A 23,960-nucleotide genomic window follows, 5' to 3' on the forward strand; every position below is an offset into this window, starting at 1 on the left:
CAACACAGTTATCCTTATTTAATTACAACAGAATTGTTTTCTAACAACGATATTCACCTATGTATCTCTGATGAAGTTTTTGAAGAATATTATGACGTGCTGCACCGTGAAAAATTTGAAAAATTTGCAAACTTTGTTATAAAAGCACAAACACTTCTTACAAACATTAGCAGAAAAGCAACAAAATATTCACCAGCATTCAGGGTGGACTTAATTAAAGATGCAAAGGATAATAAGTTTTTGGAACTAAGTGAAACATGTAAAGCGGACTTTTTAATAACAGGTAATACCAACGACTTTACTATGAAAGAGTATAAAGGAACAATTATTGTGACGCCAAAACAGTATTGGGAAAACCACTTAATCCAATAAATTCAATAAACAAAAGCACGAACGCATACTAAGGATATTGCCAATAGTGCGATGGACAAATGGTTTGAATTTGATCGAACTTGGACCGAAAAACATAAAAAATACTGTTTGATAAACTTTAAAAATTACAAATTATCAAAAAGATTTACGTTTAAATTGACGATAGATTTTATTTTTTTTACATGAACAATTGGAATTGTTACTTGCAAAGTTGGATGCAATTTTTATACTTGCAAAAAAAGCTTTTCGTTTTAATGGCCTTTACTTTGATCCAATTTACTGCTTTTGGGCAGGCTGAAGTTGCAAATCAAAACAAATTAAAAAACTACGAAGACAGCTTAAAAACTTTGGGTTTTACGGTTGTAAACAACGAAAACGACCTGGAACGCAAAAATGCCAACTATCATTTTATACGCACGTTGGTTGCGGCCTTAAAAATCCCGGGCTCGTACAATTATAAATTTGACTCGGTAAAAACAGTATCGTTGTTGTATTCGCCCGATAACCAATTCCGCATTTTTTCCTGGAATGTGATGAACGAAGACGGCAGTTTTAGGTATTACGGTTCCATTCAAATGAATACAAAAAACGAACTGAAATTGTATCCGCTGACAGATTACACTCCTTTTCTTCCAAGCCCCGAAGATTCTGTTTTAACGCCGCAAAAATGGCTGGGCGCACAATATTATAAAATTGTAAAAGTTGGAGAAGAACATCCTTATTATGTTTTACTTGGATGGAAAGGCAACAACGTAAAATCAACAAAAAAAGTAATTGAAATTTTATCCTATAAAAACAGTATGCCGGTTTTTGGCGCGCCGGTTTTTGCCAACGAGAAAAATAAAAAGCGGATTGTGTTTGAATACAGCCGACAAGCTTCCATGTTGTTACGTTATGTTCCCGATAAGCAACTGATTGTGTTTGACCATTTGGCGCCGCCCGATCCGAAAGTGAAAGTTGACCGTAGTTTTTACGGTCCGGATTTAACCTATGATGGTTATCAGCTTAAAAACGGCAAATGGAATTTGGTGCAGGATTTGGATATGCGCAACATCCCGGAAGACCGCGACGAAGGTTATGTTGACCCGAAGAAACCGCAGACAGGTTCGGCAACAACAGTCAAAAAAAAGCCAAGTTCTTCATTATCAACCAAAAACAGTGTTAAAAAGAGTTAAATGTATTGTTAAATGTTAAAAAATGAGTGTTTTTATCATCATTTTTGTTTTAATTTAGAAAAAATCTAATCCAACACATGCCAGCCACGCCTACAGTAGAACCTACGTCGTTAAAAAAAGCAAGGATCCCGCGCAGTGTTCCTTTTATTATTGGCAACGAATTTTCAGAAAGGTTCAGTTTTTATGGCATGAGGAGTATCCTGGCCATCTTTTTGGTTCACCAGTTTTTTAACCCGCATGGTTTGGCCAACCTAACTAATGAAGCCGAAGCAAAATCCAATGCTTACACGCATGCTTTTTCTACCTTGGTTTATTTTACGCCCGTTTTGGGAGGAATTTTGGCCGATTGGTTTTTCGGAAAATACCGCGTCATCCTGATCGGTTCCATCATTTACACTTTCGGGCATTTTGTACTATCCATATTTGACCAAAGTTTGCCGGGCTTTATTACCGGGATGATGATTATTGCTTTTGCCGCCGGCGCCATTAAATCTTGCGTTTCGGCCAACGTTGGCGACCAATTTGATCATAGCAACCAGCATTTGATGAGCAGTATTTACGGTTGGTTTTATTTCAGTATCAATGCAGGTTCAACAGTCAGTATTTTGTTGATCCCGGTTTTGTACAAAAATTACGGTGCTTCGGTTGCTTTTGGCGTCCCCGGAATTTTGATGGCTTTGGCAACCGTAATTTTTTATTCGGGCAATAAACGTTATGTAAAAGCTCCGCCAACCGGCATCAGAAAAGACAATTTTATCAGCATCAATTTTTTTGTGTTGAGTACTTATTTCGGCAACAAAGACAAAACTAAAACAGCCTGGCAAATTGCCGAAACCAAATATGGCGTACAAAAAGTAGATGCCATGAAAGCCGTTTGGCGCGTAATGTCGGTTTTTGCTTTTATCCCGATTTTTTGGGGAATGTGGGACATGAACCAATCAGAATGGGCATTACAAGCCGATAAGCTGGATTTGAATTTAGGCATTTTCGGCATAAACTTACTGGCCTCACAAGTACAAGCTGCCAATGCAATTTTCCTTTTGTTAATGATCCCGGTTTTTAATTATGGTGTTTATCCATTGGTAGAAAAAATGGGCATCAAGCTTACTTCATTGCGTAAAATTGGTGCAGGCCTTTTTGTAACCGCTTTAAGTTTCGTCATCATTGCTTTGTTGCAACGCCAGGTTGAATTGGGAATGCACCCATCCGTTTGGTGGCAAATATTTGCGTATTTGTTGCTGTCTGCAGCAGAAGTGATGGTTTCGATTACAGGTTTGGAATACGCTTACACACAATCTCCTCCTGCCATGAAAAGCACGATGACGGCAATTTGGTACCTCACTTATTCTGTTGGTACTTTTTTTACCACCATAATTAATGTGGGCCGTTCAAAAGGCGGAATGTTTTATGCTTTTGCAAACAACGAAAAATACTTCTGGCTGTTCGTCGGGATCATGCTTTTCTTCTTTGTCCTGTTCCTGTTTGTAAGCCCCAAAATTACCGAAAAGGCTTACTTAGTTGAACAACATATTGGCGATGGTTTGGACATCAAAGGCGATAAAACGCAGGAAATCCATCCCGATAACCCCATTGTTTAAGAATAAATTGCAGTAGATCATTCATTTATAAAACCAGCTTTTCCCACGTGCCCGATAGTCTTGTTATTATACCTACTTACAACGAACGCGAAAACATCGAACGCATTTTGCACAAAGTATTTTCGCTGATGCACGATTTTCATGTGCTGGTAATTGACGATGGCTCTCCGGACGGAACAGCAGAAATCGTAAAAACGTTACAGGTGATTTATCCGGATACCTTATTTCTGCACCAGCGTGCCGGAAAACAAGGCTTAGGAACAGCTTATATTTTCGGTTTTAAATGGGCGGTAGAAAGGCATTACGATTTTATTTATGAAATGGATGCCGATTTTTCGCACAACCCAGATGACCTTTTGCGTTTGCGACAAGCTTGTGTTGATGGTGCAGATGTGGCAATTGGCTCGCGTTACATCAATGGCGTAAATGTGATCAACTGGCCCATGAGCCGCGTAATGATGAGTTATTTTGCTTCGGTTTACGTTCGTTTTATTACCGGGATTAACGTTCAGGATGCCACTGCCGGTTTTAAATGCTACCGGCGCAAAGTTTTAGAAACTATCAAATTAGATAAAATCGAATTTGTAGGTTATGCCTTCCAAATCGAGATGAAATTTACGGCAATCAAACACGGTTTTAAAGTGGTGGAAGTGCCTATTATTTTTACCGACCGCAGGCAAGGCGTTTCTAAAATGTCGACCAAAATTTTTCAGGAAGCCATTTTAGGTGTCGTGAAGATGAAGGCCAGCAGTTGGTTTAGAAAATATCCGCAAAATACCAAAGCCAAAAAAACAAAAACCTTGCAAAACAACTGATGCTGTTTTTACCGACTAAATTTCATTGATACTTCTCTGTTGGTAGTTTAAAATATTTCCACTAAAAATACTTTTATTATTGTTGATTACAACTTGATGCAAAAATAGCAAAAAACAAGAACCGTGATAGACAAAGAAATTTCCAGACTTTCAAGATTAATTGCCCTATTAACCCAATTACAATCTAAAAGATTGCTTACTGCAACCGAAGTTTCTAAAAAATTTGATGTAAGCGTAAGAACAGTTTACCGGGATATTAAAGCACTGGAACAAGCAGGCGTACCAATATTGATGGAGGAAGGAAAAGGTTATTCTTTAATGGAAGGTTATCGCCTTCCGCCCGTTATGTTTACTGAAAGCGAGGCCAATGCTTTTTGATTCAAGAGCGGGCTGGGCACCGACGCCAAGTTTTTTAAACCTATATGTGGAAGACATTGAGAAGACGTATCAAAAATCAATCGAACTTGGGGCCAAATCAGTAACCGACATCACCAAGCTTTGGTTTGGAGAAAAAGTTTGCCGGGTTTTAGATCCGTTTGGTAATCTTTGGTGGATAAACCAGCGGGTTGAAGAAATTGATTTCACCAAACCTGAAGAAATTGGACAAAGGGCTTCTATGCCGGAAGCGGTAAAAGGTATAACGTATATCCAAACATCATTGGATGAAGCTTTAAAAACACAGAAAAGCTTTTTTGAAAACAAGGTAAAAAATTAATCAAAACAAAGGGAGCGGTTAAATTCGTCCTCTTTTTTTAGAGCCTATTTAAACTTCTATCATAAAAAACGATGATACTTCTTTTATACCTATAAATCCTGTTTCAGTGCAAAATACAATAGGCCAATGATTTTTATATGGTAAAAGAAGCATAGAAAATATGTGGGACAAACTCTAAATTGGAATGATAATTTTAAAAAACCGGATAATACTTTTCTGTTTTTCGCGCTTCCCTTCCAATAAAAAATACTAATTTTGTTGGTAAATGAACCAAAACCTCGACCCAAACCCTGATCATCTTTCTTCTGTTGAAAAAGAAATCGAAAAAGTACTGCGGCCACAGGTTTTTGAAGATTTTACCGGGCAGGAAAAAATACTGGAAAACCTGCGCGTTTTTGTGCAAGCTGCGCGGATGCGCGGCGAAGCATTGGACCATGTTTTGCTGCACGGCCCGCCGGGATTGGGCAAAACCACACTTTCGCACATTATTGCCAACGAAATGGGCGCCGGTATCAAAATTACTTCTGGCCCAGTTTTGGATAAGCCCGGTGATTTAGCTGGTTTGTTGACCAACCTTGAATCGGGCGATATTTTGTTTATTGATGAAATCCATCGCCTGAGTCCGTTGGTGGAAGAATATTTGTACTCGGCAATGGAAGATTACAAGATTGACATTATGCTCGAATCCGGGCCAAACGCGCGTTCGGTGCAAATCTCGCTAAACCCTTTTACGCTGATTGGCGCCACTACACGATCCGGTTTGTTGACTGCGCCTTTGCGTGCCCGTTTCGGCATCAACGCCCGTTTGCAATATTACGATGCGAAGCTGTTGACCACCATCGTCCTCCGTTCGGCAGCGATTTTAAAAACACCAATTGCCGAAGAAGGCGCTTACGAAATTGCCCGCCGCAGCCGTGGAACGCCGCGTATTGCCAATGCTTTATTAAGAAGAACGAGAGATTTTGCCCAGATCAAAGGCAATGGCACGATTGATATTCCGATTGCCAAATTTGCTTTGAACGCTTTGAATGTGGATGAACACGGTTTGGATGAAATGGACAACAAAATCCTTTCTACCATTATTGATAAATTTAAAGGCGGGCCGGTTGGCCTAAAAACCATTGCCACAGCCGTAAGCGAAGAAGAAGGCACCATTGAAGAAGTTTACGAACCTTTTTTAATTCAGGAAGGTTATTTGATGCGCACTTCCCGCGGCCGCGAATGCACCGAAATTGCTTACAAACATTTAGGCCGGATTAAAAGCGGGCCGCCAACTTTGTTTTGATATTGAAATTTAGGTGGTAAAAGAAGTATGCTGTTTTTACCACCTAAATTTCATTCAATCTACAAAATCCTTTCCGCCTTAAACCCTACTTTTTCCAGCGCAGCTATAACTTTTGGCACCGCTGTTTCCTCTGCTTCAACACTTAACGTTTTTTCTGCGCCGCTTACATCTGCTTTCCAGCTTTCAACTTCTTTTAAAGCATTTAAGCCTGGTGTAACTGTGGCAACACAGCCTGCACATTTCATGGAAGTTTTAAACACCAACGTTTTACTCACTGGATGTTCCTCCCAAGTTATCAGAATGGATGGTCTTGCCGTCCTGGCCGCCGGTTTCGTTTTGCGAGTCTTTTCCTTTTTTCGTGTATTGGATATGGTCTCCGCTGGTATGGTTTTCCTCGTTCTCGCCTGTACCAATCGGTTTATCGGTTTTCGAAGTGCTTTCGTGCGTATCGTTGGCTTCGTTTTGCTGATGCTGGTTTTGGCTGTATTGATCCTGGTTTTGAGCTGACATGATATAAGTTTTTAAAATTTGGTGCAAAAGCATGGCAGCGTGCCATGCTTCTTTTATCTATACAAAACTGCCAAACGTTTAAAATGTTTATCCAAAACAAGGCTAATAATTAAACAGGTATCTGTTTCAAAAGCAGGCCGTAGTTTCAGGTTTTGTTTACTTTTGAAACAGAAGGGAAAAACCATCAGCAGCAAAAAACAATGGATTATAAAGACTATTATAAAATTTTAGGCGTCAGCAAAACGGCAACGCAGGACGAAATTAAAAAAGCTTACCGCAAACTGGCCGTAAAATACCATCCCGATAAAAACCCCGGCGATAAAGCGGCCGAAGCTAAATTTAAAGAGGCAAACGAAGCAAACGAGGTTTTGAGCAAGCCCGATAAGCGCAAACAATACGACGAGCTGGGCGAAAACTGGCAAAATTACCAACAAGCAGGCGGCTATGCCAATTATGGGGGCGGCAGTCCGGGCGGCGGCGGCAGGCGGAGCAACGGTGGCGCAGGCGGTTTTTCGACTGAAGATTTTTATGGCGGCGGCGGCGGGCAGTTCTCCGATTTTTTCGAAAGCATTTTTGGCGGAGGAGGCATGCCGGGCGCAGGCGGAAGAACTAGCGGCGGCGGCAGGCGGGCATCAAAAGGAGAAGATTTGATGGCCGAAATGCACATCACACTGGAAGAAGCTTTTCATGGCGCTTCGAGGCAAGTAACGATCGGTGATTCTAAAGTGAACATGAAGCTGAAACCCGGCGTAAGCGAAGGCCAGCTTTTGCGCCTGAAAGGCAAAGGCGAACCCGGAAGAAACGGCGGCGCAAACGGTGATTTGCTGATCACGATGCACATTTTGCCCAACAACAAGTTTGAACGCAAGGAAAACGACTTGTATTTTGACCAGCCAATTGATTTGTACACGGCCGTTTTGGGCGGAAAAATTGCCGTGCAAAGCATTAATAAAACCGTAAACATGACGATTGCAGCAGGGACAGACAGCAACAAAACTTTCCGTTTAAAAGGTTTAGGCATGCCGCATTATAAAAACCCGGAAACGTTTGGCGATGCTTACGTCCGCGTTGTTATCCAAACGCCAAAAAATTTATCGAAAGAAGAAAAAGAACTTTTTGAGCAATTGGCCCAATTAAAAACGCCATCGGCATAAACCGTTTTTAGTATTTTCGCCGATATTTTTGCTGCCCATCCTATGCTTTTTTCCCTCACTGCCCAATTTGTTGATATTGTATCAGAAAAAATTTATCCGGTCGAACTGACGGTGAAGGACGGGCTGATCCACGACATCAAAAAAATACCGGTAAAAGAAGCATTGGCACTTCCGTTTTTAACGCCGGGTTTTGTGGATGCGCATGTCCATATAGAAAGTTCGATGCTGATCCCTTCCGAATTTGCACGATTAGCGGTGGTGCACGGAACGGTTGGAACGGTAAGCGACCCGCACGAAATTGCCAATGTTTGCGGTTTGGCCGGCGTAGAGTTTATGATCGAAAACGGAAAAACTGTTCCCTTTAAATTTAATTTTGGTGCGCCAAGCTGCGTTCCGGCAACTGTTTTTGAAACGGCAGGCGCGGTTTTAAATGCGGATGAAGTAGCGGATTTGCTCACCAGAAAAGAAATTAAATATTTAAGCGAAATGATGAATTTTCCGGGCGTGCTTAACCGGGAACCGGAAGTGATGCGAAAGCTGGAATCTGCCAAAAAACACCACAAACCGGTTGACGGCCATGCGCCGGGTTTGCGCGGAGAATCAGCCCAAAAATATATTGCAGCCGGGATCAGCACCGACCACGAATGTTTTACCGCGGAAGAAGCGTTAGAGAAAATTGGTTTCGGCATGAAAATCCTGATCCGTGAAGGAAGTGCGGCCAAAAACTTTGATGCTTTGGTTGGGTTGATGCACGAACATTCCGATCAAACTATGTTTTGCAGCGATGACAAACATCCGGATAGTTTGGTTGCTGGCCATATTAACCAGCTTTGTGCGCGTGCCGTTGCTGCCGGTGTTCCAATTTTTGAGGTGCTAAAAACAGCATGTATCAATCCGGTTTCGCATTATCAATTAAACATCGGACAATTGCAAATTGGCGGCCCGGCAGATTTTATCCTTTTAAAAGATTTAAACAATTTTGAAGTAATTCAAACTTATATCAACGGAGCATTGGTTGCCGAAAACGGTAAAAGTAAAATTGAAATACAACCTTCGCACACCATCAACAACTTTAACTGCCTAAAAAAAGCACCGGCAAATTTTACTTTCCCGGCGGTAATTTCTTCCGCAGAAAAACAAAAAGTTACGGTGATTGAAGCACTTGACGGGCAGTTGATCACCAACAAAATTGAAACAGAATTAACTGTAAAAAACGGTTTTGTTGAACCAGACGTACAAAATGATATTTTAAAAATTTGTGTGGTAAACCGTTATCACGAAGCACCAATTTCAAAAGCTTTTATCAAAAACTTTGGTTTGAAAACTGGCGCAATTGCTTCATCTGTTGCGCACGACAGCCATAATATTGTAGCCGTTGGCGTAGATGACGAAAGCATTTGCAAAGCAGTAAATTTGATTATTGAAGCAAAAGGCGGCATTGGTTGTGTTGGAAAAGGCTTCGAGAAAGTTTTGCCGCTGCCGATTGCCGGATTGATGAGTGCCAAAGATGGGTACGAAGTTGCAAAAGCTTATACCGAAATTGATGCGTTGGCCAAACACTTGGGATCTCAACTCTCCGCTCCTTTTATGACATTAAGCTTCATGGCTTTATTGGTGATTCCGCATTTAAAATTAAGCGATTTAGGTTTGTTTGACGGCGATGGGTTTAAGCTGATCAACACTTAAAAATAGGTGGTAAAAGAAGCATTAGCCATTTGGTTTTTGTCATTTCAATCCGAAGGGAGAAATCTTCTTCAAAGCGGTTGTTCTGGTTGAAAGAAGATTTCTCCCCTTGGTCAAAATGACAGCAAAACAGGGAAATTAAAAATGCCCGCGGATAGAGCCAAAAATTTCTTCATCATACAATTTCCTTAATTGCTGATGAATTTCTTTAGACAAAGGCGGAAGCGCAGAAGCTTCAACATTACTTTTTACTTGCGAAACTTTGGATGCGCCGGGAATAACCGTCGTAACTTCGGGATGGTCTAAAATCCAACGGATTGCCCACGGTGCCAACTGCTCGTCCGGCATCAGGTTTTTGATTTCTTTGGAAAGCTTTACACCTTGTTTAAACTCAATCCCAGAAAAAGTTTCGCCGGCATTAAAAGCCTGGCCATCGGCATTAAAATTACGGTGGTCTTTCTCTTCAAACTGCGTGTTTTCGTCAAACTTTCCGCTTAACAAGCCACTTGCCAAAGGCACGCGCACAATGATTGCCACGCCTTTTGCCTTGGCTTTTTCAAATATTTCGTCGGCCACATGCTGCCGGAAAAGGTTAAAAATGATTTGCAGCGAAGCCAAACCTTCCTGCTCCAAACAAAGCAGTGCCTCTTCCGTGGTTTCTACACTTGCGCCCCAATTCAAAATCAAACCTTCGTCTTTTAAATGCCGCAAATATTGAAACACTTTTCCGGCACGCATTTCTTCAGTCGGGATGCAATGCAACTGCTCCAAAAACAAATGCGATTGCCCCAAATGTCGCAGCGAGTCTTCCACCTGTTTCCGCATCAAATCATATGTAAAATTTTGCGGCCAACCATTTGAGTTATCAGAACGCCGACCTAATTTTGTGGCTACATAAATTGGTTTGGTTTGTGTTTTCAAAAACTTTCCGATCAGTTTTTCGCTAACGCCCATTCCGTAAACATCGGCCGTATCAATAAAATTGCCACCGGCATCAACATAAGCTTGCAAAATTTGCATGGCTTCTTCTTCGTCCACATTTCCCCAATCTGCGCTGCCCAATTGCCAGGTGCCAAGGCCAACTTCGGCTATTTGTGTATTTTTAAAGTTCCTATAATTCATACAAAGTAAACCTCAAATCCAATTTTTTGATTTAGGTTGAAAAGAAAGAATCTTAATTTTTTTAGCCGATAAAAGAAGCATTTAGGTTTTGATTAAGTAGAATCTTCAATCCACCTTCTGGTAAAGTAAAAAATGCTGGATCGGTAAAAATTCATTTCGTTGGAACAATTTAAACCCGTTTGCCGCCAGTTCTTTATTTGCCTGCGCCACCGAAAGCTTGTGCAGTTCTTTAATTTCTATTTTAGGGTCTTCCGCCCGGTATTCCAGCAAAAGCAATTTTCCGCCCGGTTTTAAAGCTTTGTGCAAAGCCTGCAAAACTTCGTGCGGGTACAACAGTTCGTGGTAAACATCAACCATAATTGCCAAATCAACCGAAGCATCAGGCAAGTTGGGCGAAGTTTCTGACCCTTTTATCACCTGCACGTTTTGCTGGCCCAGTTCTTTTTTCTTTTGGTTGAGGTAGCGGATAAACTCGTCCTGCACTTCAACCGCGTAAACTTTGCCTTGCGGTACTTTTTTGGCGATACGAAAGGTGTAATAACCGGTTCCGGCGCCAATATCGGCCACTACAGATGCAGCCGTTATTGGCAATTTGCTGATGGCCAAAGTGGTGTTTTCTTCCTGCTGGCGATTGTTGCGTTCCAGCCAATCCGCCCCTGCCGCGCCCATTACAGCGGCAATTTCCCTTCCGAAATAAAACTTTCCAGTTCCGTCGGCTGTGGCTTCTTTGGTGGTATAAACAGAATTTTGCTGCATTTTAGTTTGGGCACATGCCGTAAGCACAGCAAAAAGAACCGGAAACAGAAATGCTTTTTTTACCATTGTTTTTTCAGGTTGAATATGGTTGCTTAACAACAAAAACCAGAATTTGTGCCAACGTTAAACAACTTAAAACATTAGAAAAACCGGCCGGAATTTTAATTTTAATAAAACGAGCCTTGTTTTTTGCCGAATTATACAAAATGAACAACTAATGCTGCTTTTATCGTTACAAATCTTGTAAAAAGAACAGCACAAATAATATATTACAGTTTTTTTGGCCAAAATATAATAGCTTGCAGCACTAATTTTTGATATAACTTATAATAATGAAAAAACCGTTACCATTTATCCTGCTGCTTATTGTAATGGTGGCCGCGCTACTTTTTGGTTCTGTTGATTTAACCGATGTTAAAAACAGTAAAATTGATACCGGCGATACGGCTTGGCTTTTAATTTCTACCGCTTTGGTTTTGGTGATGACGCCCGGCCTTGCCTTTTTTTACGGCGGGATGGTTCGCAAAAAAAACGTGATTTCTACCATGTTGCAAAGTCTGGCCTGCATGGGCCTGATTACCATTATTTGGGTAGTTTGCGGTTTTAGCCTGGCTTTTGGCGCTGATTTTCATGGCATTATCGGTAACCCGGCAACTTTTTTTATGATGAAAGGCACTTTGGGCAACCTTACATTTGCAACGATGCCAACCGTCCCGCTGATTTTGTTTGCCATGTTTCAGCTTAAATTTGCGGTGATTACGCCTGCTTTAATTACCGGTGCTTTTGCCGAACGCATCCGTTTCAACTCCTATCTTGTTTTTTTATGCCTTTTTATCCTATTCATTTACGCCCCGCTGGCACATGCCACCTGGCACCCAGACGGGCTGATGTTTAAAGCCGGCGTGTTGGATTTTGCAGGCGGAACCGTTGTACATATGTCTGCTGGTTGGGCCGCCCTCGCCTCTGCTTTATATTTAAAACAGCGCAATCAACCCAATCATAATCCTGCCCGCATCAGTTATGTTATTTTAGGTACGGGCCTACTTTGGTTTGGCTGGTTTGGTTTTAATGCTGGCTCTGCCGGTGGCGCCAGTGTTTTAGCCGCAACGGCTTTGGCCACCACCACCACAGCTTCTGCCGCCGCCGCCATGTCATGGATATTTTTTGATGTGATGCGAGGGAAAAAACCTTCTGCCATGGGCGCTTGTATCGGTGCGGTGGTTGGGCTGGTTGCCATTACGCCTGCTGCCGGTTATGTAACCGTTCCAAATTCGCTGGTAATTGGTGTTGTTTCTGCTGTGGTTAGCAATTTGGTGGTCATCTGGCGTTCTAAAACCAGTATTGATGATACGTTGGATGTTTTCCCCTGCCATGGTGTAGGCGGAATGATGGGCATGCTCCTGACCGGAGTTTTTGCAAACAAAGCGGTAAACAGTGCAAACACAACCGGAAACGGGCTTTTTTACGGAGAAACCCACCTATTTTTTGTACACCTTTTGGCCCTGGTTGGCGTTTCAATCTTTGCTTTTGTTGGTTCGATGGTTTTGTTGCGCATTACCAACGCCATTACCCCGCTTCGTGTAAGCTTGGACGATGAACTGGTAGGTTTAGACCAAAGCCAGCACGACGAAGAACTTTAAAATTGCCTATACTTCTTTTATCGCATAAAAATCAGTGGGCGGGTGTTCACTTTAAGATCATTAATGTCATTAATCCGAATCTTTTTTCTTCGGTTTTTAGTTAATTTATCATTCTTTTAAAAAAAACAACAGTTTTGTTTTTACAATAAATCATTATTACAAACATATACTGTTTTTAATGAGTGTTTTTTAAAAATTAATAGGTTTATAACAATAATTAAATAATTTGTCCGTAAATATTATATTTGATCTTAAAAAAAGCGGAACCAAGAATCATATAAAACAGCAAAATTAACAATGGCAGCAAAATTAGAATACATTTGGCTGGATGGCTACAAACCAACCCAAAGTTTACGTAGTAAAACCAAAATTGAAAAAGATTTTAGCGGAAAATTAGAAGATTGCCCTAATTGGAGTTTTGATGGCTCATCAACAGAACAAGCTCCGGGAGGTTCATCTGATTGTATCCTGAAACCCGTTTTTATTTGCGAAGACCCGCAAAGAAAAGACGGTTACTTAGTCATGTGCGAAGTTTTAACTTCGGATGGAAAAGCGCACCTTTCCAACGGCCGTGCTTTAATTGACGATAACGACAACGATTTTTGGTTCGGTTTTGAGCAGGAATATTTTCTGTGGAACCCGGAAACCAATAAACCATTGGGCTTTCCGGTAAATGGCTATCCTGCGCCACAAGGCCAATATTATTGCTCGGTTGGTGCACAAAATGCTTTCGGCCGAGACATTGTTGAAGAACATTTAGACGCTTGCCTGGATGCCGGTTTAAATGTGGAAGGGATTAACGCTGAAGTTGCTGCCGGGCAATGGGAATTCCAGATTTTTGCAAAAGGCGCCAAAGAAGCCGGCGACCAAATTTGGATTGCGCGTTATTTATTAGAAAGGATTGGCGAGAAATTCGGTGTTTCCATCAACTGGCATTGCAAACCATTGGGCAGTTTGGATTGGAACGGTTCTGGTATGCACGCCAACTTCTCGAATACAACTTTAAGGACTGCAGGCAGCCAGGAAGCTTATGATAAAATTTGCGAAGCTTTCCGTCCGGTTGTGCCCGAACATATTGAAGTTTATGGTGCCGACAATGATAAACGTTTGACCGGCAAACACGAAACTGCTTCTATTTACGATTTCAGCTATGGCATTTCTGACCGTGGCGCTTCCATCCGTATCCCGCTTGCAACGGTAGAAAGGGGCTGGAAAGGATACCTGGAAGACCGCCGCCCTGATTCGGCCGCTGATCCGTACAAAGTTGCTGCGCGAATCATCAAAACCGTAAAATCAGTTGCCATAAACGATAACACTGCGGCAACTGTAGAAGCCGAAATGGCCTGAGAATATTTTGAAATACTTTTAAAAGGCACAAGCTTTAGCAGTTTGTGCCTTTTTTATTGCCCTAAATTGAATGCTTCTTTTATCGGTGTTTTTTCATGATCGTCTATATATCAACTGGTGATTTTGCTTAAAATAATTACACAACTACAACACATATTTTCAGAAACCATCGCCGCTTTTTTGTTGATTTACAAAATTCCTAACCATAATTAAGGTTTGATTGATCATGAAAAAGTTAAAAGACAAACTGACCCATTTTATCACTTTCAGGGTGATGAACAATGTATTGCTTGGCCTGGGCAAGCTGATGAGGCCGTTTTCCAAGGTTAGCAATGCACCAGTGTTGCCCAACTCAGATTTTAAATGGGCTAAACTGCTGGAAGACAATTGGGAAGCTATCCAAAACGAACTATCGGCCTTGTTGCAACACGATGATCACTTGCCTAATATCGAAGACATCCAGCCGCAGGAGCAGGCACTGAACCAGGACAATAAATGGAAAACATTTTTTCTGTACGGTTTCGGCATCAAGTCGGAAAAGAATTGTGAGAAATGCCCGGTAACTACGCAAGTTTTAGAAAGCATTCCCGGAATGCTCACCGGTTTTTTTTCTATTTTATATTCGGGCAAACACATCCCGGCACACCGGGGAATTTTTAAAGGAATTGTCAGGACGCACTTAGGCGTTATCGTACCCGAAAGCACAAAATGCCGGATGCGGGTTGGCAATGAAATTATTAACTGGAAAAACGGCAAAGCGGTGTTTTTTGACGATACTTACAACCATGAAGTTTGGAACGAAACCGACAGCGTGCGTGTGGTTTTGCTGATTGATACCGTTCGTCCATATAGATCCTGGGGAGCCAAAATCAACAACCAAATCATCAAAGGCATTACCGAATCTGTTTATGTAAAACAAGCGTTTAAAAAGAACGAAGATTGGGAAAAGGCTTATTATAGTGTGTTTCCTTAAATTGATAAAACTACGTTGTTGCAATTGCAGTAAACGAAGTTAACAAAAGTCAAGTCATAAAAAAAGTGTAGTTCCAATTGGAACTACACCTTTTTTATGACTCATATTTTAGATAAACCAACCTTGACTGATAATTCTAAAATACAAGAGTGAATTAATTTACTTGTGATACAAGCCCCAAAAAAATTCAATTTTCTAAAACAGCCAATCTTTAAACTTGTGCTGTTCTGTGCGTGTGATAATCAGCCGGTTCTTTAGAATCCCTGCCTTTTTTAGCACCGAAAGCACTGGCTGCGGCACCTAAAAGAATTCCGAAAAAAGTATACAAAGCACCTTTGGAAGTTGCAGAAGCAGCATCATCAGCTACTTCTCTGGCTTTTTGTTCTACTTGGTCTTTGTTTTGATTAACTGCACCAACCACTTTCTGGCTATCAGCTTTTAATTGGGCAGTACTTGTAGTATCATAAGTATTTTTAACAGCTTTCTTAATATCAGGGGCTTCTGTAGAAATTGCTTTTCCAACTACATTGCCTGCCCCACCAATCATACTACCTGCTCCACCTATAATACTGCCTAACGCACTTGTTAAAAAGTAAAAAGTTAATATAAACATTAACCCGCTAACCAGTAAACCATGAATAACGCTTTCTGAAGTATGCTTGTCTTTTGCCAAACGTCCGGCTACCCAGCCACCCAGAAAAAGCGAAATCAGCATGGTAACCACATACCAAATTCCTGAACCAATTGCAAGCCCTGTTCCAGGCGTGTTGTGGTTTGTGGCATCAACTGTGCCCAAACCGATAGCTAAACCTAAAAGCGTAAGGGCAAGCTGAATAAAAATAGCGATAATAACGCCTGCAATAACTGCCGCCCAACTGATACGTTGGTGTGGGGCCGAAGACCGGATAATTGTTGAAGATGAAGCATTGCCTTCACCATAATGTAAATTGCTTTCCATAATTAAATTGTATTTAAAGTTTGTAGTAAAACTTGTAAATAAACTTAAATACGAAGAAAAAGTTTGTATTATTTAGAAATACTTAAAACTAAGCCCTATTTAATAGTAATTATATGAGTATTTTTTTCCTAAAAGAAACTTTCTATAACGATTACAACTTAAATTAATCCTTAGCCCACAACGTCAATACTTCTTTTACCCCTACTTTTTCAGTGTCAAAACCACCACACTCAAAGGCGGCAATTCGGCCACCAATTGATCGCCCTGCTTTTTTGCACCGTTAAAAACAGCAACTTTTATTTTGGAAGGATTGTCGAAAGAATTATAATCCGTAAACTTAGCCGAAGTAACCATTTGCCCTTGCACGCTTTTCCAGTCCACATCCTGCAAAGCTGTACTAACGGTGACTTTATTTGTTGCATCCAAATTCACAAAAGAAATATGCACCGTGCCGCTGCTATCACGCGAAGCGGAAGCATTAACGGCAGGAACGGTTATGCCATCAATCGTATAATCCGGAGATTGAACAGCAATTGGTAGCAAAGTTGCATCCTGATGTACCTGGTACAAATCAAAAACATGGTAAGTGGGCGTCAAGATCATTTTTTCCTTTTGAGTAAGCACCAGGGACTGCAGCACATTTACCGTTTGCGCCAGGTTTGCCATTTTTACACGGTCGGCATGGTTGTTAAAAATATTTAACGTCGTTCCGGCAATCAGTGCATCGCGCATACTGTTTTGCTGGTACAAAAACCCTGGGTTTGTTCCTGGTTCTACATCTGTCCACACGCCCCACTCATCCACCACCATCGCTACTTTTTTCTGCGGATCGTACTTGTCCATAATTGCCCCGTGCTTGGTCACCAATTCCTCCATCTGCAAACAATTGCGCATTGTGGTAAGGTATTCTTTCTCCTCAAACTGCGTTGCAGAACCTTTTTTGCCCCAGTTGCCCGTTGGAATGGTGTAATAATGCAGCGACAGGCCCCAGGGGCGCGTACCAATATTCTTCATCACAACTTCCGTCCAGTTAAAATCAAAACTGTTGGCACCGCTGGCAATTTTTTTTAATGGTGCACCCGGATAATTTCTAGCATAAGTAGCATAACGCCTAAACTGGTCGGAATAAAACTCCGGTGTCATTTCCCCGCCGCAGCCCCAGCTTTCATTTCCCACACCCCAAAAACTAACTTTATAGGGTTTGGGATGGCCGTTTTGTGTTCGTAAAGCAGCCATCGGGCTAACACCGTCAAAGTTCAAATATTCTACCCATTTAGACATTTCTTCTACCGTTCCGCTGCCCACGTTGGCAGAAACATAAGGCTCGCAATGCAGCAAGCCGCACAAATCTAAAAACTCGTGTGTGCCAAAACTATTGTCCTCGGTAACGCCGCCCCAATTGGTGTTTACCATTTTTGGCCGCTGGTTTCTCGGGCCGATGCCATCGCGCCAATGGTATTCATCGGCAAAACAACCACCAGGCCAGCGCAGGTTTGGGATATGGATTTTTTTCAACGCTGCTACAATATCCAACCGGATGCGGCCTTTGTTCGGGATTTTTGAATTTTCCGAAACCCAAAACCCATCGTAAATACTTCGGCCTAAATGTTCTGAAAACTGGCCGTAAATATGTCGGCTGATTTGTGTTTTTGCACCTTTGGCGTTTAAAATTGCCTGTGCGGTTTGCTGGCCAAATGCCTGGCCAAACAATAGAAGGAATAGCGCAATAATGGATAAATGTTTTTTCATAAGATGGTTGATGGTTATGATGCTTCTTTTATCGGGTAAAATTAGGTGTGCGTACTTGCAGATGTTCGGTTGCTTTAATTTAAGAATGCCAGTTATCAATACTGTTTTTATCGGCTCTTTTTCATTGAAACAAACTGTCGGACAAATTGCTGTTAACTTTTGCATCCGTAACTTTTAGTTCGAGGCTTTCGCCAAAAAACAAACTTTTAACATCGTACGGAATTTTGATTCCGTTGCCCACGCTTCGGTAATCACTGTAATCATAAATCGTTGTCAAACCGACACTCGTCCTCACTTCCCTGATTTTTAAATCGTTGGCCAAAGCATAATAAGCTTTGGTTATATTGCCGTTTGCCAAATTGATGGTGATGAGATAAGCAGGCTGATCATTAACCATAACAACCGTTGGAAGCAAAACCGCGTTGCTGCCATATTGCAATTCCGGAAAAAAATTGCCCGATTGCTTGATTAGTGCTTTATCGCTCAGCGTTAGTTGTATGGGCTGGTTGTTTTGCAATGTTTTAACGCTGTCCCGGTTGACCACCGTATGCCGTGTAACATTGTAAGCCGGGATGCTCAAATCCTGCACATATTTGTCCGGCATTTTATATTTATTAACCGTTTGCACTTGTATGCCTTGCACCAATCCGGTAGAATTTATGGTGATGTCTTTTACGTTCCTCACCTTTTCTGCACCGCCAATGGCATTCAAATATTTGCCGACAACAGTTTCTGCAGTCGTTCCGCCCGGCATCGTAATACCGCTAAAGGTATTGTTGTCCGGGTCAACATCAGGCAAAACGTGTTCCGGGTCTATCACCACCAAATTTATTTTTGAGGTTGAAGGATAACTGAAAGTCCAGTTTCCGCCGCGCTGCCAAATTTCGGCAGGCAGATGCACCACATTGCTTTTGCCGTTTTCTTCTTTTACAAAAACCGTAACCGGCAAGGCCATTTCGTCCAAGTTTTCTATCGTGATCAATGCTCCTTTTGCCGCATCTTTTTTATCCACGTAACTGATCCCTTTTACAGCCTGGTCTAATTTCCAGGTGGTAAAAAACCATTCTTTCCAAAACCAACTTAAATCTTCGCCCGAAGCATTGTCCATCGTATGGAAAAAATCCCAGGGCGTTGGATGTTTAAAAGCCCAGCGTTTGATGTACGTCCTGAAAGCATAGTCAAACCGCTGCCTGCCCAAAATCTGCTCACGCAAAATCATCAAACCCAAAGCCGGTTTATTGTAAGCGGCCTCGCCCAAAAATGAAGCTTGCAAAACATCCGGTGTGTTCATAATCGCTTCGGCTTCAGGGCCAAAAGCAGCAACCGCGCTAGTGGCTTCCACATCTGGCCGGGTGTAATATTCGCCTTTGTTAAACTGCTGCTCGTCCACCTGGTTGATAAACGTGTTGAAACCTTCGTCCATCCAGGCGTATTTGCGTTCGTTGGAACCCACAACCATCGGGAACCAGTTGTGGCCAAATTCGTGGTTGGTTACTTCCCACAAATCTTTGCTTCGGCTGGCGGCATCGCAAAAAACAATGCCCGGATATTCCATACCGGAAACAATGCCGCCAACGTTGGTTGCCGTTGGATACGTAAATTCAAACCATTGGCGCGAATCCATTTCGATGCTGGCCTTTACATATTCTGTTGACCGTCCCCAGGCTTCCCGGCCGCCGCTTTGAATTGGGTAAACGGATTGTGCCAATGCTTTTTTTCCGCTTGGCAAATTGATGCGTGCGGCATCCCAAACAAAAGCATTGGAAGCTGCCCAGGCCACATCGCGCGAGTTTTTGCAGAAAAAACGCCAGGTTAAAGTTGGTTTTTTAAAAGCGTTTGTTTGTTTGATCACCTCCGAAGAATCCCTTATAAAAACAGTTTTATCACTGTTTCGAGCTTGTGCCAGCCTGCTTAAAACCGTGGGCGATAAAACTTCTGCTGCATTTAGCAATTCTCCCGAACCAACCAAAATAAGGTTTGAAGGCGCGGTAATACTGTAATTGTAGTTGCCGTAATCTAAATAAAACTCAGAAGCGCCTAAATACGGAATGGTGTTCCAGCCCGAAACATCATCGTAAACTTCCATCCGCGGATACCATTGCGCAATTTCGTAAATCCAGCCGTGGTTGGTTTTGATTCGGCCCATCCTGTCGGTCCCGTTTTGCGGGATTTCAAAATTGTAATCAATTTTGATTTGGATTTTGCTGCCCGATGCTTTCAAAGAATCCCGCAGTTTGATCTGCATCCGCGTATCCGTAATTAAATAATTGGCTGCTTCTGATTTTCCGTTCCAAGTCAGCGTAACGTTTTTAATAACATCGCCTTGCGTAAAAGCTTTATTGGCAAAACGGCCTCCGGTAACCGGCGTGGTGGCTTCGGCGCGCGAATCCTGACGGTAAATATTCTGGTCTAATTGCAGCCACAAAAAAGGCAAAGCATCCGGGCTGTTGTTGGTGTAAGTGATGGTTGTGCTGCCCGAAACCTGGTTTTTTACCGTATCCAACGAAACACTGATCTGGTAATCGGCACGGTTTTGCCAATATCGTGCAGTTGGCGCGCCGCCAGCTGTACGAAACTGGTTGCCTTTATCGGTATAAAACAAAGGGTCGAAAACTTTATGCTGATCGTATTTGCTGATTGCAATGGGCATAACTTGCGCGCTGCTGTTTTGCCTGCCAGCCCACAACAAAAAAAGGGTGGTAAAAACAGTATGGAATTTCTTCATTATAAATGCTGGTTTAGGAAGCGTTTTAATTGGTTTTTGTATGATAAAAGAAGCATTGCCGCAAATTGTTCTGCTGCCAGTAAAGAGAAATTGTTTTTATCGAAGGCATCACAAAAAAAGTTGGTTCATAAAAAAATAGGTTTTAAATAAAAGCGTAAATTACTTTTTATTTAAAACCTGTAAAAACTTTTTTTGGACGCAGAACAACACCAGTTTTATGCCGGTAAAAGAAGCATCAGTCGCAGTTGTATTCTGAGCGGGGGTCTTCCGGCAAAATCTCCATTTCTGGGTAACCGATGTATTTGGCGTACCATTGAATAGCCGAAGCCATATCCAAAGCATCTTCTGCTTTGATATTGATGGTTTCGAAAGCAAGCGGGCTGCCCCGGTCATCGGCATACAATTGAATCTCGTCGGGGTCTGGTTTAAAATCAACTTCATTCAAACAATGAACCCTGATCCTCAGGTCAGTATCGCGCGAGCGGATAATGTCCCGGCAGGCATCCTTTGGATCTTTCACTAAAAAATATACGTTGCGGTTCATACCAACTCAAGATGAAAGATAAAAAAATCAGTTCCGGCAAAAGTGTAATTGTATTTAAGAACAAAAAACCCGAAAAAAGTTGCATGCAAATTGCAAAAATTATTTTGGGGAGCGGTTTTTACCGCTGCAGCTGTTTTGCACATGCTTCTTTTATCACCTAAATTTTGTTAAAGTTTTTGATTGCATTACGCTTTTCGCAGTAAAACCTGATGGAAAACATTTAATCCTTGCGTACCTTGTCAACTTTAATTTTATACCCGCGCCGATAAACTTATGGAAACCAAAACAGACTTGAAACTTGCCGTTTTGATTGATGCCGACAACGTGCCATATGCCAATGTAAAAGAGATGTTTGAGGAGATTGCCAAGTACGGCACGCCTACTTTTAAGCGCATTTATGCCGATTGGACCAAGCCAACGGTTTCGGGCTGGAAAAACGTTTTGCTGGAAAATGCCATTACACCAATCCAGCAATACAGCTATTCGACGGGGAAAAACGCGAGCGACAGCGCGTTGATTATTGATGCAATGGATATTTTGTACACCGGCAAAGTAGATGGTTTTTGCATCGTTTCCAGCGACAGCGATTTTACACGATTGGCCACCCGCCTGCGCGAAGCCGGCATGAAAGTGATTGGCATCGGCGAAAAGAAAACCTTAAACCCGTTTATCGTTGCCTGTGATAAATTTATCTACCTCGAAATTTTAAAACCCGAAACAGCCGCACCCGAAGAAAAAAAGGGCAGTAAAAGAAGCACCAAAAGCAGCACGCCAAAAGCCAACAAAAACGCGTTGAGCAAGGTTGACCAGGGTTTGATCAAACTGATTACCGACAGCATTGTGGATTTGGCCGATGAAGAAGGCTGGACTTTTTTGGGCGAACTGGGCAATTTAATGCTGAAAAAGAAACCCGACTTCGACCCGCGAAATTATGGCTACACCAAAATGCTGGCCTTGATTAAAAGCCTGAACCAGTTTGAAATTGATGAACGAGATTCGGGAAAAAACCATATCAAGCATATTTATGTAAGGAAGAAGTGATGTAAGGTATAAGGTTTTTGGCTAAAGCCAGTTTTTGAATTTACAAAACCACGGCCTGAAGGCCGTGGCAATTAATTCTCTTGCTATTTTTAAAGATGAAATTTTCTCCTGATAAATTTTGTTCTATAAATTGCCACGGCCTTCAGGCCATGGACAAAGGCGAACCGTTAGGGGCTTTAGCCAAAAAACAAAACCTCTGCAAGTTAGCAGAAGCCTAAACCCCTGCTTCTTTTACCACCCTAAAATCCAAACCCATTATCCAACATCCCAATCGGTGCGCCGGGCGGCATTTCTAAAGCTGGGTCCGGCTGGAATTTTTCCGGGTTTTTATGGAACTCTTCAATTTGTGATAAGGCAAAATACATCGCTGCCTTTTGTTTGGGCGCAGCAGCAGCTAAATTGCTGTTCATCCATTGTTGTAGTTCGTTGATTTTAAGCATGGCTTCTCCCCTAACATTTTCGCCTGCATTATTATTGGCCGCCATTGCCAACAAATATTTTAACGTTAAATTATCCACCAAAATCTGCAGTTCGCCTTTGTAACCTGCGGCTGCCGGTGCTTTCCAAGTTTGCGCAACAAGTTTATCCAACATTGCCAACAAACCCGGCTGTTTGCTGTCGCGGGAATTGTATTCGATCAAACGGGCGGCACGTTGCGCATCCATCAAATACGACAAAGTGGCATTGGCAGCAGTTTCTGCCGCGCCAATCGGATCAAAAGTAACGCCGGTGTGGCCGCCAAAAGTTTCAACCGAAGCAGGATAACCAACCGGCCGCGGCGGAATTTTAGCGATTAAACCTTCGGGCAATGCCAACGCATCCGGAGAAATCGTACTCATCAAAGCATCAAAAGCACGCCATTGCTCGGCCGGTTCTACCATTTTCGTAATGATTTGTCCGTCGTTTTTCAGCGCATGGGTAAAATACAAACCACCCAACGAGCTGGCCACCGCTTCAATTTGATAACGGTGCAGCAAATACATCGGCACCAAAACTTCCTCCAGTGTTGCCATCGGCGCATCTTGTTTAATGGCTTTTTCTGAAAAGTTGTCCAGGATTTTTCGACGGATCAGCATCAGCTTGTTTAATTGATCAACCGAATTTACGCCATCGTCCCACTGGTGCGAAAGCGGATGCACTACGCCGGCAATATCTGGGATAAAAATATGCCCTTGCGCCAGCGTTTCTTTCATGATCTTGTCCAACGCTGCATTTTCATTTGTCCCTTTTGGAAACTCAGAATAGCCCCACATAATTGCACGTTTGTCCCAGGAGCCAATGCCGGTAGCATAAGCTTCAGAAACATCAATAGAACCATCGGCCTTCATGGTAAAACGCGGGAAAGGGTAATCCATTACGGAAGCGCGGCCATGGGTGCTGGAAGTAAAGTTATGGTACAAACCAAGTGTATGGCCAATCTCGTGCGCCGATAACTGGCGGATGCGTGCCAATGCCATTTGCTCCATTTTTTTGGAAACCGGTTTGCCGTCTTCATAAGGCTGCAGCAAACCTTCGGCAATTAAATAATCCTGGCGGTGTCGGTCAGAACCTAACGTTACCACACCTTTGATGATTTCACCAGTCCGCGGATCGGTATAAGAAGAACCGTAAGAAAAGGCACGCTCCGGACTACCCGAACGGTTGACCCAATTGACCACATTGTAACGGATGTCCATCGGATCTGCGCCTTCCGGCAGTTCTTTCACTTGGAAAGCATTTTTATAACCGGCTGCCTCAAACGCCTGGTTCCACCACGAACCACCTTCGATCAATGCTTTTTTTATCAGGAGCGGCGCAC

At 42.3% G+C, this 23,960-nt stretch carries 22 protein-coding genes; 13 read left to right on the forward strand and 9 right to left on the reverse strand.

Annotated elements, in window-relative coordinates:
- The 7 genes from Q0192_RS11315 to ruvB form a co-directional block, all read left to right on the forward strand.
- Positions 1-372, forward strand: a 372-nt coding sequence (locus Q0192_RS11315) for a putative toxin-antitoxin system toxin component, PIN family (protein ID WP_299289590.1), incomplete at its 5' end; no start/stop codon positions are given.
- Between the two features lie 254 nt (positions 373-626).
- On the forward strand, positions 627-1,547 hold the full coding sequence (locus tag Q0192_RS11320; RefSeq protein WP_299289591.1) for a hypothetical protein: 921 nt from the start codon (positions 627-629) through the stop codon (positions 1,545-1,547).
- Between the two features lie 77 nt (positions 1,548-1,624).
- Entirely contained in the window at positions 1,625-3,145 is a 1,521-nt protein-coding gene (locus Q0192_RS11325) for an MFS transporter (protein WP_299289592.1), read from the forward strand.
- A gap of 47 nt (positions 3,146-3,192) precedes the next feature.
- Positions 3,193-3,960: a polyprenol monophosphomannose synthase gene (locus Q0192_RS11330; protein ID WP_299289593.1), complete on the forward strand. Its 768-nt coding sequence runs from the start codon at positions 3,193-3,195 to the stop codon at positions 3,958-3,960.
- A 123-nt stretch (positions 3,961-4,083) separates the two neighbouring features.
- Positions 4,084-4,338: an HTH domain-containing protein gene (locus Q0192_RS11335; RefSeq protein ID WP_299289594.1), complete on the forward strand. Its 255-nt coding sequence runs from the start codon at positions 4,084-4,086 to the stop codon at positions 4,336-4,338.
- Positions 4,328-4,675 carry a VOC family protein gene (locus Q0192_RS11340; protein WP_299289595.1) on the forward strand — a complete coding sequence of 116 codons (348 nt, stop codon included), beginning with the start codon at positions 4,328-4,330 and terminating at the stop codon, positions 4,673-4,675. Before Q0192_RS11335 ends, Q0192_RS11340 begins: the two co-directional genes overlap by 11 nt.
- A 265-nt stretch (positions 4,676-4,940) precedes the next feature.
- On the forward strand, positions 4,941-5,960 hold the full coding sequence (gene ruvB, locus Q0192_RS11345) for a Holliday junction branch migration DNA helicase RuvB (protein ID WP_299289596.1): 1,020 nt from the start codon (positions 4,941-4,943) through the stop codon (positions 5,958-5,960).
- Between the two features lie 59 nt (positions 5,961-6,019).
- Here the strand turns inward: ruvB and Q0192_RS11350 are convergent, their stop codons facing one another.
- A complete protein-coding gene (locus tag Q0192_RS11350) occupies positions 6,020-6,205 on the reverse strand; it encodes a heavy-metal-associated domain-containing protein (RefSeq protein ID WP_299289597.1) in 186 nt (61 codons plus the stop codon).
- A 22-nt stretch (positions 6,206-6,227) separates the two neighbouring features.
- Positions 6,228-6,470 carry a hypothetical protein gene (locus tag Q0192_RS11355; protein ID WP_299289598.1) on the reverse strand — a complete coding sequence of 81 codons (243 nt, stop codon included), beginning with the start codon at positions 6,468-6,470 and terminating at the stop codon, positions 6,228-6,230.
- A gap of 200 nt (positions 6,471-6,670) precedes the next feature.
- Here Q0192_RS11355 and Q0192_RS11360 point away from each other — a divergent pair, with 200 nt between their 5' ends.
- Positions 6,671-7,624, forward strand: a complete 954-nt coding sequence (locus tag Q0192_RS11360) for a DnaJ C-terminal domain-containing protein (RefSeq protein ID WP_299289599.1) — start codon at positions 6,671-6,673, stop codon at positions 7,622-7,624.
- A gap of 42 nt (positions 7,625-7,666) precedes the next feature.
- Positions 7,667-9,310 carry an adenine deaminase gene (ade, locus tag Q0192_RS11365; RefSeq protein WP_299289600.1) on the forward strand — a complete coding sequence of 548 codons (1,644 nt, stop codon included), beginning with the start codon at positions 7,667-7,669 and terminating at the stop codon, positions 9,308-9,310.
- A 135-nt stretch (positions 9,311-9,445) separates the two neighbouring features.
- On the opposite strand, the gene Q0192_RS11370 is transcribed toward ade, so the two are convergent.
- Entirely contained in the window at positions 9,446-10,429 is a 984-nt protein-coding gene (locus Q0192_RS11370) for an aldo/keto reductase (protein ID WP_299289601.1), read from the reverse strand.
- Positions 10,430-10,534: 105 nt separating this feature from the next.
- The gene (locus Q0192_RS11375; protein WP_299289602.1) at positions 10,535-11,251 is read right to left on the reverse strand and encodes a class I SAM-dependent methyltransferase; all 717 of its coding nucleotides are present in this window, start codon (positions 11,249-11,251) and stop codon (positions 10,535-10,537) included.
- 266 nt (positions 11,252-11,517) lie between these two features.
- Between Q0192_RS11375 and Q0192_RS11380 the strand changes: the two genes are divergently transcribed.
- The 3 genes from Q0192_RS11380 (at position 11,518) to Q0192_RS11390 (ending at position 15,145) form a co-directional block, all read left to right on the forward strand.
- The gene (locus Q0192_RS11380; RefSeq protein WP_299289603.1) at positions 11,518-12,825 is read left to right on the forward strand and encodes an ammonium transporter; all 1,308 of its coding nucleotides are present in this window, start codon (positions 11,518-11,520) and stop codon (positions 12,823-12,825) included.
- A gap of 297 nt (positions 12,826-13,122) precedes the next feature.
- Positions 13,123-14,172, forward strand: coding sequence for a glutamine synthetase beta-grasp domain-containing protein (locus tag Q0192_RS11385; protein ID WP_299289604.1), 1,050 nt, complete (start codon positions 13,123-13,125; stop codon positions 14,170-14,172).
- 226 nt (positions 14,173-14,398) lie between these two features.
- A complete protein-coding gene (locus Q0192_RS11390) occupies positions 14,399-15,145 on the forward strand; it encodes an aspartyl/asparaginyl beta-hydroxylase domain-containing protein (protein ID WP_299289605.1) in 747 nt (248 codons plus the stop codon).
- Positions 15,146-15,356: 211 nt separating this feature from the next.
- On the opposite strand, the gene Q0192_RS11395 is transcribed toward Q0192_RS11390, so the two are convergent.
- The 4 genes from Q0192_RS11395 to Q0192_RS11410 all read right to left on the reverse strand — a co-directional run bounded on the left by Q0192_RS11395 (position 15,357) and on the right by Q0192_RS11410 (position 21,121).
- On the reverse strand, positions 15,357-16,103 hold the full coding sequence (locus Q0192_RS11395; RefSeq protein ID WP_299289606.1) for a TIGR04086 family membrane protein: 747 nt from the start codon (positions 16,101-16,103) through the stop codon (positions 15,357-15,359).
- Between the two features lie 201 nt (positions 16,104-16,304).
- Positions 16,305-17,852 carry an alpha-L-arabinofuranosidase C-terminal domain-containing protein gene (locus Q0192_RS11400; RefSeq protein WP_299289607.1) on the reverse strand — a complete coding sequence of 516 codons (1,548 nt, stop codon included), beginning with the start codon at positions 17,850-17,852 and terminating at the stop codon, positions 16,305-16,307.
- Positions 17,853-17,973: 121 nt separating this feature from the next.
- Positions 17,974-20,577, reverse strand: coding sequence for a M1 family metallopeptidase (locus Q0192_RS11405; RefSeq protein WP_299289608.1), 2,604 nt, complete (start codon positions 20,575-20,577; stop codon positions 17,974-17,976).
- A gap of 235 nt (positions 20,578-20,812) precedes the next feature.
- Positions 20,813-21,121, reverse strand: coding sequence for a hypothetical protein (locus tag Q0192_RS11410; protein ID WP_299289609.1), 309 nt, complete (start codon positions 21,119-21,121; stop codon positions 20,813-20,815).
- Between the two features lie 273 nt (positions 21,122-21,394).
- Here Q0192_RS11410 and Q0192_RS11415 point away from each other — a divergent pair, with 273 nt between their 5' ends.
- A complete protein-coding gene (locus Q0192_RS11415; RefSeq protein WP_299289610.1) occupies positions 21,395-22,162 on the forward strand; it encodes an NYN domain-containing protein in 768 nt (255 codons plus the stop codon).
- Positions 22,163-22,401: 239 nt separating this feature from the next.
- Here the strand turns inward: Q0192_RS11415 and Q0192_RS11420 are convergent.
- The coding region (locus Q0192_RS11420; protein WP_299289611.1) for a zinc-dependent metalloprotease at positions 22,402-23,960 on the reverse strand (1,559 nt) is incomplete at its 5' end.

Source organism: uncultured Mucilaginibacter sp. (assembly GCF_937859865.1).
GTDB lineage: Bacteria > Bacteroidota > Bacteroidia > Sphingobacteriales > Sphingobacteriaceae > Mucilaginibacter_A.

Coding starts and splice junctions, on each gene's coding strand:
- Q0192_RS11320 (WP_299289591.1), top strand. CDS start 627: ATGGCCTTTACTTTGATCCAATTTACTGCTTTTGGGCAGGCTGAAGTT.
- Q0192_RS11325 (WP_299289592.1), top strand. CDS start 1,625: ATGCCAGCCACGCCTACAGTAGAACCTACGTCGTTAAAAAAAGCAAGG.
- Q0192_RS11340 (WP_299289595.1), top strand. CDS start 4,328: ATGCTTTTTGATTCAAGAGCGGGCTGGGCACCGACGCCAAGTTTTTTA.
- ruvB (WP_299289596.1), top strand. CDS start 4,941: ATGAACCAAAACCTCGACCCAAACCCTGATCATCTTTCTTCTGTTGAA.
- Q0192_RS11350 (WP_299289597.1), bottom strand. CDS start 6,205: ATGAAATGTGCAGGCTGTGTTGCCACAGTTACACCAGGCTTAAATGCT.
- Q0192_RS11355 (WP_299289598.1), bottom strand. CDS start 6,470: ATGTCAGCTCAAAACCAGGATCAATACAGCCAAAACCAGCATCAGCAA.
- Q0192_RS11360 (WP_299289599.1), top strand. CDS start 6,671: ATGGATTATAAAGACTATTATAAAATTTTAGGCGTCAGCAAAACGGCA.
- ade (WP_299289600.1), top strand. CDS start 7,667: ATGCTTTTTTCCCTCACTGCCCAATTTGTTGATATTGTATCAGAAAAA.
- Q0192_RS11370 (WP_299289601.1), bottom strand. CDS start 10,429: ATGAATTATAGGAACTTTAAAAATACACAAATAGCCGAAGTTGGCCTT.
- Q0192_RS11375 (WP_299289602.1), bottom strand. CDS start 11,251: ATGGTAAAAAAAGCATTTCTGTTTCCGGTTCTTTTTGCTGTGCTTACG.
- Q0192_RS11380 (WP_299289603.1), top strand. CDS start 11,518: ATGAAAAAACCGTTACCATTTATCCTGCTGCTTATTGTAATGGTGGCC.
- Q0192_RS11385 (WP_299289604.1), top strand. CDS start 13,123: ATGGCAGCAAAATTAGAATACATTTGGCTGGATGGCTACAAACCAACC.
- Q0192_RS11390 (WP_299289605.1), top strand. CDS start 14,399: ATGAAAAAGTTAAAAGACAAACTGACCCATTTTATCACTTTCAGGGTG.
- Q0192_RS11395 (WP_299289606.1), bottom strand. CDS start 16,103: ATGGAAAGCAATTTACATTATGGTGAAGGCAATGCTTCATCTTCAACA.
- Q0192_RS11400 (WP_299289607.1), bottom strand. CDS start 17,852: ATGAAAAAACATTTATCCATTATTGCGCTATTCCTTCTATTGTTTGGC.
- Q0192_RS11405 (WP_299289608.1), bottom strand. CDS start 20,577: ATGAAGAAATTCCATACTGTTTTTACCACCCTTTTTTTGTTGTGGGCT.
- Q0192_RS11410 (WP_299289609.1), bottom strand. CDS start 21,121: ATGAACCGCAACGTATATTTTTTAGTGAAAGATCCAAAGGATGCCTGC.
- Q0192_RS11415 (WP_299289610.1), top strand. CDS start 21,395: ATGGAAACCAAAACAGACTTGAAACTTGCCGTTTTGATTGATGCCGAC.